Source organism: Nonomuraea sp. NPDC050643, from assembly GCF_040654715.1.
GTDB lineage: Bacteria > Actinomycetota > Actinomycetes > Streptosporangiales > Streptosporangiaceae > Nonomuraea.
In genome coordinates, this window is sequence record NZ_JBFAIM010000018.1 from 193865 (window position 1) to 205158 (window position 11294).

General features: G+C 63.1%; 12 protein-coding genes and 2 pseudogenes. 7 read left to right on the forward strand and 7 right to left on the reverse strand.

Annotation, left to right across the window (positions count from 1 at the left end; all coding sequences use genetic code 11):
- Positions 1–264 precede the first annotated feature (264 nt).
- Positions 265–597, reverse strand: a complete 333-nt coding sequence (locus AB0I15_RS25660; protein WP_358100310.1) for a hypothetical protein — start codon at positions 595–597, stop codon at positions 265–267.
- 122 nt (positions 598–719) lie between these two features.
- Between AB0I15_RS25660 and AB0I15_RS25665 the strand changes: the two genes are divergently transcribed.
- The gene (locus AB0I15_RS25665) at positions 720–1115 is read left to right on the forward strand and encodes a VOC family protein (RefSeq protein ID WP_358100313.1); all 396 of its coding nucleotides are present in this window, start codon (positions 720–722) and stop codon (positions 1113–1115) included.
- Between the two features lie 85 nt (positions 1116–1200).
- Here the strand turns inward: AB0I15_RS25665 and AB0I15_RS25670 are convergent, their stop codons facing one another.
- Together AB0I15_RS25670 and AB0I15_RS25675 are read right to left on the reverse strand one after the other, a co-directional pair.
- Positions 1201–1761 carry a GrpB family protein gene (locus AB0I15_RS25670; protein WP_358100316.1) on the reverse strand — a complete coding sequence of 187 codons (561 nt, stop codon included), beginning with the start codon at positions 1759–1761 and terminating at the stop codon, positions 1201–1203.
- Between the two features lie 365 nt (positions 1762–2126).
- The gene (locus AB0I15_RS25675; protein ID WP_358100319.1) at positions 2127–2648 is read right to left on the reverse strand and encodes a DUF4240 domain-containing protein; all 522 of its coding nucleotides are present in this window, start codon (positions 2646–2648) and stop codon (positions 2127–2129) included.
- A gap of 387 nt (positions 2649–3035) precedes the next feature.
- Between AB0I15_RS25675 and AB0I15_RS25680 the strand changes: the two genes are divergently transcribed.
- The 4 genes from AB0I15_RS25680 (at position 3036) to AB0I15_RS25695 (ending at position 6456) form a co-directional block, all read left to right on the forward strand.
- A complete protein-coding gene (locus AB0I15_RS25680) occupies positions 3036–3515 on the forward strand; it encodes a GNAT family N-acetyltransferase (RefSeq protein ID WP_358100322.1) in 480 nt (159 codons plus the stop codon).
- A 736-nt stretch (positions 3516–4251) separates the two neighbouring features.
- Positions 4252–4863, forward strand: a complete 612-nt coding sequence (locus tag AB0I15_RS25685; protein WP_358100324.1) for a hypothetical protein — start codon at positions 4252–4254, stop codon at positions 4861–4863.
- A 2-nt stretch (positions 4864–4865) separates the two neighbouring features.
- Complete coding sequence (locus tag AB0I15_RS25690; protein ID WP_358100327.1) at positions 4866–5324, forward strand: helix-turn-helix transcriptional regulator; 459 nt, start codon at positions 4866–4868, stop codon at positions 5322–5324.
- A 493-nt stretch (positions 5325–5817) separates the two neighbouring features.
- Positions 5818–6456 carry a hypothetical protein gene (locus tag AB0I15_RS25695; protein WP_358100329.1) on the forward strand — a complete coding sequence of 213 codons (639 nt, stop codon included), beginning with the start codon at positions 5818–5820 and terminating at the stop codon, positions 6454–6456.
- A 347-nt stretch (positions 6457–6803) separates the two neighbouring features.
- Here AB0I15_RS25695 and AB0I15_RS25700 read toward each other — a convergent pair whose 3' ends face one another.
- Both AB0I15_RS25700 and AB0I15_RS25705 read right to left on the reverse strand, forming a co-directional pair.
- Positions 6804–7628: an inositol monophosphatase gene (locus AB0I15_RS25700; protein ID WP_358100332.1), complete on the reverse strand. Its 825-nt coding sequence runs from the start codon at positions 7626–7628 to the stop codon at positions 6804–6806.
- Positions 7625–8266: pseudogene (locus AB0I15_RS25705) on the reverse strand (DUF5919 domain-containing protein). Before AB0I15_RS25705 ends, AB0I15_RS25700 begins: the two are co-directional and overlap by 4 nt.
- A 1038-nt stretch (positions 8267–9304) precedes the next feature.
- On the opposite strand from AB0I15_RS25705, the gene AB0I15_RS25710 reads away from it, so the two are divergent.
- Entirely contained in the window at positions 9305–9508 is a 204-nt protein-coding gene (locus AB0I15_RS25710; protein WP_358100334.1) for a hypothetical protein, read from the forward strand.
- A gap of 179 nt (positions 9509–9687) precedes the next feature.
- Here AB0I15_RS25710 and AB0I15_RS25715 read toward each other — a convergent pair whose 3' ends face one another.
- Both AB0I15_RS25715 and AB0I15_RS25720 read right to left on the reverse strand, forming a co-directional pair.
- Entirely contained in the window at positions 9688–10080 is a 393-nt protein-coding gene (locus AB0I15_RS25715) for a type II toxin-antitoxin system VapC family toxin (RefSeq protein ID WP_358100336.1), read from the reverse strand.
- Positions 10080–10313 carry a hypothetical protein gene (locus AB0I15_RS25720; RefSeq protein ID WP_019070418.1) on the reverse strand — a complete coding sequence of 78 codons (234 nt, stop codon included), beginning with the start codon at positions 10311–10313 and terminating at the stop codon, positions 10080–10082. Before AB0I15_RS25720 ends, AB0I15_RS25715 begins: the two co-directional genes overlap by 1 nt.
- A 699-nt stretch (positions 10314–11012) precedes the next feature.
- On the opposite strand from AB0I15_RS25720, the pseudogene AB0I15_RS25725 reads away from it, so the two are divergent.
- A pseudogene (locus AB0I15_RS25725) lies at positions 11013–11288 on the forward strand (type II toxin-antitoxin system RelE/ParE family toxin); the annotation flags it as partial.
- Between the last annotated feature and the right edge of the window lie 6 nt (positions 11289–11294).

Genomic DNA, 11294 nt, shown 5'->3' on the forward strand with positions numbered 1-11294 from the left:
ACCACATTTTCGCGCAAAAGACTTACACTCGCGAGCAGGAACGCCGGACACGGGCAAGAAGAGTTACACCACCTGGCGGAACGGCCGTCACCTGACCAGGCGCGACGCCTTCCACGCTTGGTCGAGACAGATCCGGAACTCGCCAGCATCGCAGACGACAACCCCCCAACCGGTACGTCGTCGCCCCCCCATCACCGGCACCGGCGCTCTGGCGAGGGCGATCGGTCGGAACGGGTCGCAGTGGCCACAACCAGCCCCACCTTGCTACTCGACCGGAACGTCCTCACTGCCGGGCTCTCCCAGTTCATCGAACCACCGGTCCCGCTGAGATTCGGGCAACCGCGTCCCGCACCAGGGGCAGAATGACATGCCAATGGTGGAGGTACCGCCATCGTGGATGATCAGGCCGTACTCGACGAATCGCTCGTCGAAGCTGATCAGCGCGTCCGGACAGGCAAACGGGTCAGCGTGCAGACCGCACTCCCAGCCCACATGGCGAACCATCGACTCGCAGCAGTGCTCGACCACGAATACCTCTCCAACCGATGACCCACAGAGATCGACAATCCTGATCAGCCAAGCCTCGCCCGAGACCACCCCGGCGCCTTCAACCCCGCGATGAGCCAAAACGACCCCCTGCCGCGAAGAAGTGGACGAGCCCCCACTTCGAGCAGGAATCGAGAAGCGTCCATCATCGACGCACCCTTAACGTGTCCGCCATGAACACCAAGTTGCAGGTGAGCACCATCATGCTCGGCGTCAACGACGTAGCCCGCGCCAAGAAGTTCTATGCCGAAGGACTCGGCTGCGAGGTGGTCCAGGACTATCCCGGCTTCGTCAAGTGCAGCCTGGGTGAGGGGTCCTCGTCACTGGCGCTCTACGAATGGGAAGAAGCCGCACAGGACGCCGGCGTCTCCGCGGAGGGATCCGGGTTCCGCGGATCCTCCTTCCACTTCATCACCGACTCCAGGGAAGCGGTGGACGCGGTCATGAGCGCCGCGGTCGCCGCCGGCGGCACCGTGGTCAAGGAGGCGATCGCCGCCGAGTGGGGCGGCTACTCCGGCTATTTCAGCGACCCCGACGGCTATCTGTGGAAGGTCGCCACCGCCTCCTGACCAAAGCCCAGACAGATGGAGAAAACAATCCCACCGGGCGACGAGCCGCCCCGTGCGCCCTTCCATGCAGGCCACTACCCGTACGTCACCTCGGAACCTCATCGTGCGACGGCACCTGATTGCCATCTATCGATGCTCGTTCAGCCTCGGACAGACCAGCCGCCGCGAGGATCGCCTGAACCATCGCATTCTTCCCTCGGCCGTAATCGTCAATGTTGGCGGCCATCGCACCAATACGCTTCTTCACCGCGGCGTACTGCTCACGGAGCTCCGAATCGGTCCGCAGGATGTCCCTGACCGCGAGGTGATTGCGCAGCGACAGCGACCCGTCAACGATGACGTAGGTGTTGGTCCCGGCAAGTCGTGCGGGTTCCTTGAACGCCCATCGCTGGGGAATCCCCAGCTCACCCAACGGCGAGAAACCCAGCCCGATCAGTACGTCCGCAGCGGCCTCGACATCACGCTCGGCCACCACAATGTCGCAATCGATAACCGGCTTGGCCGCCAGCCCGGGAACTGACGTGCTACCGACATGTTCAATGGAAACCGCCGGCACACCGGCGGCTTCCAAAGCCGCGGCGTACTCCTTTCGCAGCACCTCAAACCGCCCAGGCCACGCGGGATCATAGTCGTCTACCCTGATCACGAATGCAGCCTAAAGGACATGCCCTGCCTTCTCCACCTCCAATTCCCCGGAGCCGAAGGCATCGCATTCAGCGGCCGGCGATGCAGGGACATGTGCCGTCACAATGCTTGTAGTCATAAAACCTCGGATGCCCGCAGTAACAGACGCTGGCCCACATGCGGCCCGGGTCAGTGGACTGCTCGGGTCCGGCTCCACACGCAGGGCAGGCAGAAGGTTCGTCATCTGCCACAGGAAGCGACCCGTCCATGACGGCACTGTACGGGTGCGACGGCACGCCGACGGCCAAGGCGTTGGGCGGATAAGGCCCGGCAACCGAAAGACAGCGGACACGGAAATGCAGTGGCACAGAGGTTCCCCCCTTGCTCTCACGAAGGGCCGGGCATCCCACCCCAGTAGCTCAGGATGCGCGGAAATCTGCGGGCGAACCCTTCTTCACCGATGGGACTCGGCTGCTCATCGCGCAACTCGTACCAATCCTCGTCCAGGCCGGTGCGTGCATGTGCCTGGCCGTGGAGCGTGGCCGGTCCCAGACCGGTGCGCTTCTTGTACGGCTCGGATGCGACGTACCCGAGCGATTCGAATTCGGGATCCTCCTCGTTGGTCCAGAGGCGGCTCCTGCGTCGTCGCGCGAGTTCCCAGAGCCGGAGCACTTCGGGAACCTCGATCAGGGTGTCGGGATCGGCGACGACATGTTCGAAGATCTCCTGCCCGAGGCCGATGAGCCATCTGCGGAAGTATAGAAAGCCGTCGGTTGAGCCCAGAGGGAAGACGGCGTGATAGGCGACCCACAGATCCCAGGTGTTGGCTCGGTATTCGCAGATGTAGAGCCACTTTGAAAGTCGATGATGCCATCGACCGGGAGTCTGCCGATGCGCTCCCCCAGCCACTTCACGCGGACTTTCCGCGTGCCGGCCTCCCGCGCGGACTGCTCAATGAGCGCCCAGAAGGCATCCTCACCCATAGGCGGATCATGGCATGGGCGACCGATTCTGCCCAGGAACTCGGCCCGGCATGCGGAGATCCAACCGCTCGATGAGCGTTCCGCGCGGCAACCGCTGGAAACCCAGCGGCCCTTTGACCGGCATGCCGGATGAGCAACAACTCGCGAGGCCGGCGGCGCCCGCGCGACGAACACTGAGCTGCTGTCAGTAACTGAATCCGATCAGGCTGTGCGGCCGTGGTTGTGTGGCACAACACGAAGCACCCTGCCATGTAGGAGGCCCCGAGCTCCTGACAAGCTGAATAGGGCTGATCCGTACCGACCTGGAGTCCGCGTGCCGACACACCAGCCAACCCGTCCCTCCATACGGTCTGCCACCGGAAAGGACCTGGCGCAGCTCCAAGCCCTGGCCCGGCGCACCATCAACGCCGGCTACCGCTCGTTCCTCGGGGATGAGGCCGTCGACTGGTTCATCGGCAGCGCCGCCTCAGACGATCACATCGCGACCCACCTCGACCAGGGCCACATCCATTGCCTGGAACAGGACGGGCAGATCGTCGGATTCACGATCCTCGACGGACCCACCATCGATCTGATGATGATCGACCAGCGTCACCATCGCCAAGGACTGGGCAGGCTCCTGTTCTCACATGCCGAGGCATTGCTCTTCACCCGGTACCAGGACCTGCGCCTGGAGAGCTTCACCGGCAACACCACCGCCAACGCCTTCTACGAAGCATGTGGCTGGTCACCGGCAGGGCCGCTGGACTCCACAGACCCGCCCAAGATCGAATACGTCAAGCGCCGTGGGTGACTCCCCCGGGCTGTTAACCCCAACTGGAGTACGACAGCACCCCTGATGACCGTCACGCAGTGCGACCAGAAGCAACCGAGGAAGGATGCCAAGCTCTTCAGGCATCTCTATCCACCTGTACCCGGCCCTCACCTGAGCTTGCGTCGCAACCTCGTTCTTCCCGTACGAGAAGCAGTCCGGGCGGTTGCCCATATGAGAACCGCCGCTGGCGTCGGTCCATGGGATTCCCGGAGGGATCAACGCCGACATGCTCTCGTCGTTGGCGATGAAAGTCCCGAACCGTCGCCCATCAGCAATGCCCGCCCTTCGGCCACCCGAAGGGATACGTCACCGTAGGGCAGAAAGCTCACCACAACGCCGCCCACGAGCGCTGACACGAGAACGATCACGGCGAGCGACGCCTCACTCAGAGTGACACCACCCTTCTGAGCGCTTGCTGATCGATTGACGAAAGACATGCTCCGAACGGTACGACGTACTGCTCATGTACGGATGCACGCGAGCCCACGCAATGTGAACGGTCATGCGCACGCTCGCCCACATTCAAAGAGACGAGGCTGTTCGGCTGATGCCCTGGTTTGAGGGATACGCGCTCCGGCATGCCGGACAGCCAAAGCCCAGACGGATCTCCCACGTAACGGACGCCAAAGACCGAAAGCCGTTCCCTGACCTGGCTTTTCACAACGTGGAGCAACTGGACGCATGCCGGACAACTAACGCCTGACCTAGGACGCTCGTGATCGGTACGCTGATCGCCATGGGAGTTGGTGAGGCGTCTCTGCGGCTGGAGGACGTAACGTCGGCGCTCGAGACGGCCCTCACCGCCCTTACGGCTGTGAGGGCCGACCCGAAATACCGCGTGGGCGGCACGGGTGCCGCCCTGTTACAAGGTGTGCATCTTCCGGTCGGAGATGTTGACATCTTGGTGGCTCAGCGGAGAGACGTTGACACCTTCGCTGCCGCTCTGTCGTCCTTTCCCTGCCTGTACGCGGCATCTTGGCTCCCCGCGAGTTCGCAGTACTTCGCCAGGTACGAGGTGAACGGGGTCCACTTGGAAATCAGCACGGTTGAGCAGGAGACCGACTCCGACGAAATGGAGTGCATCGGCCGTGGCCCGTGGCAGCACCACGTCCTGATCACGTGCGGCTCGCATCGCGTCCCTGTGGTGCGCCTGGAACTGCGTTTGGCCACAGAACTCCTGCGTGATCGATCCGATCGATACGAACCACTCCTCGACCACATGGCGGCGCAGGGATTCGATGCTGACCTTCTCAACAGAGCCATGACTGCTCGCGGTCTTTCGGTGGAACAACAACGCCTGATCAACAACCGCCTCGCCCACTCCTGATCGTGGTCCTGACGGTCTTCCGCAAGACACATGATGGAACGCAGATCGCCGGCATCGACCGAGCAGTCACTGCCAGAAAGCGGTGTGAGGCAGAGCACGACCTAACCCACCACGCACGTGTTCGAGAGGAGCGCATGATGGGTCACAGCCGCTGGGAAACCTACAAGGCGAAGCGTCTGCGCGAGATGGAAGCGGATGCGCAAGCCCACTCCGAATACGAGCAGGCGGGCCGTGACCTGGAGCTCGGAGACCAACTGCGTGAGATCCGCAAGCGCCGAGGCTTGTCTCAGAAGGTCGTAACGGAGCGCTCAGGGATGTCCCAACCGGCCCTGTCTCGCATCGAGGCCGGTGGCGGCATTCCGGATATAGCGACGCCGCTGCGCCTCGGTGCCGCGACAGGCTTGCTCGAGAGCCGGCGCCAGAGGAATGAAGCGAGGCCCGGTTCTAGATCACATTCTTGAGCTGGGCCTTCGATGTTGCAACAAGTGACGGGAATCGAACCCGCGCTGTCAGCTTGCGAATTGCAGGGATCTTGGCTTGTAGTGGCGTTGACCTGGGTCTGAGAGCGGTCGTGAGTAACCGTGGTTGACCCCTCGTTACCGCCCTTAATGGCACGCTAATGGCACGACGATCAAAGCCGCGAACTGGGATTCGTTCTGTCGGTCCTCTGCTCTACGGTGTGCCATTACGATGTCGTCCGTTGTGATTGGAGTGGTGAGCATGGGGTTGACGACGCCCTCGGCGCCGTTCGATGTGGCGGCTGTCTTCCCGGAACTGGCGGGGCAACGCAGGACCACCGTTCGACTGCATCCGCGTCGAGGAAGACCGACCATCACGGACAGTTCCATAGGTGGGCCGTTGTTGTGGCCTGCGAATGAACCGTGGCCCATCTGCCCCGAGCCGCAGACTCACGACCCTTCAGAAGGGTGGGATCCGCTTCCGCTGGTCCCCGTCATGCAACTCTTCGCTCGAGATGTTCCCGAACTCCCCTTCCCCGATGAAGCCGACACCCTCCAAGTGCTGTGGTGCCCGCTCGATCACGAGCCGTACTTCCAGCCGCACACGATTGTGCGCTGGCGGAGGGCGGAAGCGGTCGGCAGTCTCCTCACGGAGGCGCCCACGCCAGATCCTGATAGCGACGACTCGTATCTCCCAATGGCTTGCGTGCTGTCGCCGGAGCGGGTCGAAGAGTATCCGGCGGGCTGGGGACTTCCCGCTGAGCTCAGAGAGCGGATCTGGGCATGGGAAGATGAATTCCCAAATCCCGACGACTGGAGTTATTTCCCGCACCTCTCCAGTGCTCCAGGCAGCAAGGTCGCGGGCTGGGTGCGCTGGATCCAGGATCCTGAGCAAGTCGAATGCAGTGAAGGCCATGAAATGGCGCATCTGCTGACCATTGCTAGTCGGGAGTTCGACATCGAGAGTGGGAAGCGTTGGGCTCCTGTCGAAGAGCGTTCTCTGCTCGCTCCGCACGCCCCTCTCGAGATACGAGAGCCTACGGATCTCATGATCCAGGACGCTGGGTCGCTCTACCTCTTCGTCTGCCTGGAATGCCCCGAACGGCCGGTGGACTCTCTCAGTCAAGGGTCGTGAACATGGCTCGGAATCGCACATACCGCCGCATGCCTCCGCCTGTCTGATCGGAGGTCCGCCACGCTGCTCAGTGAGCCAGAGTGAGGAACGAACCCTGGATCGTCGATCGCCCCCAGCCGTCTACGGCGACCGGCCATGCCGTGGCGATCGTTGGGCTGCATCTGTGCGGCGGCGGGGCAACCCCGGTCAGAGCGTTCGGTCAGTACGGCGAGGCCAGCATACGACGACCGGCCCGGTGTCCCGCCGCCGTCCGAGACCGGCCCCCAGGCCGCACGCCCGGACGGCGGGCGGGCGGAGGGCCGGGGGTACGGCGCCGCGCCGCGCCGCCGCCTTGATACCTACAAGAGCTATTCGGCAATGTTCCGGTCGAACACCACGGCCTTGCGGGTCTCGGCGATGAGTTCTACGAGATCGGCTACGAGCTTTGGGCTCGCTGCGATGGTCGCGTGGGCGGTCATGCTGTGCGGGCTGCCGTCGAGATCGACCACTGTCGCTCCGGCCTCTCGGGCGATGATGACCCCCGCTGCGGTGTCCCATGGGTTGTTGCTGAGCATGATGTTGGCGTCGATCTTGCCGTCTGCAACCCATGCGAGATCGATCGCGGCTGAGCCGAACATCCGGATGCGCTGGACGCGAGCAGCGAGTTCTTGGGTCAGGGCGAGCCTGGGCCGGTTGCGCTCGTCGGCGTTCTCCCCCACGGCGTAGTCGCCGATCGCCACGATCGCGGTCTGCAACTCGCGGGCATCACTCACCTGGATGGCAGATCCGTTGGCGCTAGCGCCAACACCCTCGGCCGCCGAGTAGCGAAGGTTGAGAAACGGCAAGTCGATCAAACCAAGTGTGGGCGTGTCCTTGTCGATCAGTCCGAGGGAGACACCGCAAAGCGGGATGCTGTGCGAGAAGTTGGCCGTTCCGTCCACGGGATCCAGCGCCCACATCAGTCCGTCGCCCAGATGGCTGACACCTTCCTCCTCGCCAAGGAATCCGATCTCGGGCGTCTCGCGAGACAGGAACTCCCGTACGGCATGTTCTACGGCGTAGTCCACCTCCGTCGCCATGTCCCGGTCACCCTTGGCCGTGATGACGCCGGGAGCCTTGGTACGGATGATCTCGCTCGCGATGGACACGGCGCGCTCAGCGATGGGGAGAAGAGTCCTGGCGTCGATGGTCATACGGGTTTGCTCCGCTCCCACATATCCCTGAACACCTGGTCGAAGATGGGGAACAGCCCCTCTGCTGCGGTGTCGTCTGTGATCACGAACGTAGGTGAATCGACTCCGCGTGCCTGCGGTAGGTACGGCTGGACCACTCACAATGCCCGGTCCACGATGATCAGATTGAATCGGATCGTCTCGTCGTAGACGTGGAGTTCAAGACGCTGGGCCGACGTGGTGTCGAGCCGATCGCGCAGCCTGGTCAGCATGCTGATGTTGAGCGCCGTGAGGGTTGTCAGGGTGCTGTCGGTGTAGCCCTCTTCTGCTTCGCGGGCGCGGATCGCCTGGCCCTTCGGGTCGAGGAAGAGGCAGCGGATGCGCGTGCCGGAGTCCAGCAGACGCTTGAGCCGGTGATCGGGATAGCTCTGGCAGAGGATGTTAAGCGACAGGCCTGCTGCGTTGATCTCCCTCGCGTCGTCGAACATCGACGAGGCCGGGTATGCGGAGGAGAAGGCCGAGCGGCTGCTAAAGACAGCGGTCACGTCGGCCATCTGCGGCATGGGGGCAGGCTGCGGTGTCGGGGGCGGCGCTTCTGGCTGGTTCTGGGTCTGTCCTCTGTGCCGGGATCTCGACGGCGGTCGTGGTGAAGAGATCATGTGCCGACCTGCCTGGGAACATCGCTTCCAAGACGCGGCAGTGGCCCGAGTAGGGCAAACCTTTGAGCTCCCCGTTCAGCCATCGGTGAAGCTGCGCTCGACTTGGCCAACCGCCTTGCAACGACGGGTCAACCTTCTTGGCGGCTTTGTCGTACTCCTTACAGAACGTGCTGTAGGTCTGCCAGTGGCGTTGCGTCAGGAGAGTCTTCAACAGGATCGGCTGGTCAGTCATGATCCGCGCCTCGGGCTGGGGTGCCATATACGCCCAGGTTAGCGACAGAGACGGGCTCGGACGAGACAAAGAGGAGACGAAAAGAGACGAGTCGATCACAGACGGTATTTGGGAGCGATCGAGACGTGACAGGTCCTCGGGCAATCCTCGCTGCATGACTGCGCCGTGTAACTCCTGCTCAGGGCGAGGCTGGAAATACATCAGCCTCCGCCGGGCCGTGGTGGCCGAGAACAACTCAGGCGATGTCGGTCCCGATGACCGACACCGCGATGACTGCTGGCGGTGCAACGGGACCGGACGGGCGGGTGCGCTGCTATGAGCATTTACGTCGGCTGTTTCGCGCCTCATGTTGGTCCGCCTCGGCCGAACTACATGCGCCTTGTCTGGCGGGAGGTGGTCCGCGAACAGGGTCCACCACGCGTGATCGAGTACACCTGCGAGTGCGAGGACACGGTTTACGAACGGTGTCGCGAGGGCGGCCTTGCCTACATCCGTCGGACTACGCGTCTCGGTGGGGTGGTGCATCAGGTTCACGAGACGTATCGCTGGCGGTCCAAGAAGGCGCATGACGTCTGGATTGCTCTCCTCAACGGTGAGGCTCGATAGGCGGGCGCGACGGTTGGCGAGTACAGGCGTGCCATTCCGTCGCGTCTTGGTGCTGGTGGAGGGGCTGCCTGTTGCGCAGTCAGATGGTTCCTCCACCAGCTCGCCGCATCTCGGCAACGTCCAGATAGCCAAGATCAGCACTTCGACCGTTCGGCAGTGGCGGGCTGATCTGCTCGGCAGCGGCCGCAACCTCGGTGAGCATGGCCGCCAAGGCCTACCGGCTGCTACGGGCCGTGCTGATGACCGCCGCCGACGACCGTGTCATCCCGCACAACCCGTGCCGGATCCGAGGGGCCGGCGACGAGCACGCGCAAGAACGCCCAGTGCTGACCGTCTCCCAAGTGTTCGAACTAGCCGATCGGGTGGGGCTAGCCATGACGGCCGAGGCGTGCACGCGAGCATGAGCGCGATGCGTGAAGAATTGCATGCACTGGTCGATCGGCTTCCGGAAGACCGCGTGCAGCTAGTTTTCGCGCCTGTTCTTGAGACGGTCAGTCTTGTCGGTGCCGCTTTGCTCGCGCGACGTCTCAGGTATCCGCGGCCAGGAGCCCTGTCAGGAAAATCCCGATGGTGGAGAGATGTCTCAGGCAGGCATGTCGATGGTCAGTCCGGCTGTCTGGGCAGCATCGGCCAGTCGTTTGTCGTACGTGACGAATGAAGTGAGCTGGGAGCGGATGCGGAGAGCAGTTGCCAGGTGGATAGCGTCCAGGCTCCGTACGGTCACCGGTCTCACAGTTTGGGCCAGGATGCGAATGCTGGCGTCCAGGTCCACCAACTCGATCAGGTCGAGGACTAGGTGAAGTCGGGCGATGGCTTCTGGGGCGTAGCGTGCTAGGGCCCGTGATGACTCGATCTCCAACAGAACCGAACTCGTCCATCCGGTCTCCGCCCGTTCGTCGAGCCAGTCGCGCAATGCCTGCGACTCGGCCTCGGCGTGGACGAGTTTCACGACGGCGGCCGAGTCGAGATAGATCATCAGCGTTCGTCCTCGCGGCTGTGGGCGATCTCCGCGGCGATGTCGATACCGTCCGGTTCACCGAGCGGCATACGCAGGACAGCGCGACGCATAGCGGCAGCGCGCTCCTTACGGAGGGCGGCTTCCAGCACGGCTTGGCGGATAGCCGCCGAGCGTGAGCTGCCGTCATGGGTGAGGACATCCAGTGCGTGCTCGGTCTCCGAGTCGCTGCGGATGGTGATGGTGTCAGCCATGCAGCCACTGTAAGACGTTCTGTCTTACGTGGCAAGCTGCTCTTCGCCGACTCACACAATGGCCGCCCTCCCAGGGACAACCCCGGAGGGACATCCGAGCGCCAGCGAGGCCCACTCGGGGCGGGCATTAGTCGGCCCACCGTGTAATCGGGCAACGGGCGGGCCGAGGGCGAGCGAAGCGAGCGGGGTTGTGAGGGGGTCGAAGGGGGCAGAGCCCCTGGGAGGCACGTCTGAAGCCCTCGATCGCGCAAAGCGCCCCAAAAGCAGAAGGCCTTGCATTGTGGAGCGGGTGACGGGAATCGAACCCGCGCTGTCAGCTCGGGAATTGCAGGGATCTTGGCTCGTAGGGGCGTTGACCTGCGGCTGAGACCGGTCGTGAGTGACCGTGGTTGACCTCTTGTTACCACCCTTAATGGCACGCTAATGGCACGATGATCAGCCCGCGATCTGGTGTTTCCCGCGCGACGCGCGCACATCGGCGGCCTGATCATCTCGTCCACCGTCGACCCGCCCGAAGGGGAAGCAGGGATGCGGATATGGAGAATATGACTAGATGGTTATAATAGCTGCATGAGCTGGGAGGTCAGCCTTCATCCGGAGGTCGAGGCGTGGTATCTGACCACATGCGCAACCGATTCGGAGACTGCAGACCTGATCAAGGACGCGATCGATCAGCTCGCGTAGGAAGGCCCGACGGCGCGCCGTCCTCTGGTCGACCGGGTACAGGGCAGCCATTACCACAACATGAAGGAACTACGTCCACCCTCATCGGGGACGAGTGAAATCCGGATGCTGTTCTGCTTCGATCCGGCACGGGAAGCGATCTTTCTGGTAGCAGGCGATAAGGCCGGCAACTGGAACCGCTGGTATCGGGAGGCGATACCACTGGGCATGTGCCAACCTGAAACCGCAGTTCAGGGGGCTTGCCTGATCGTGGTTGGGCGTACTCGGGCTGGTGATGCCCGGGAATCATGACGAGTG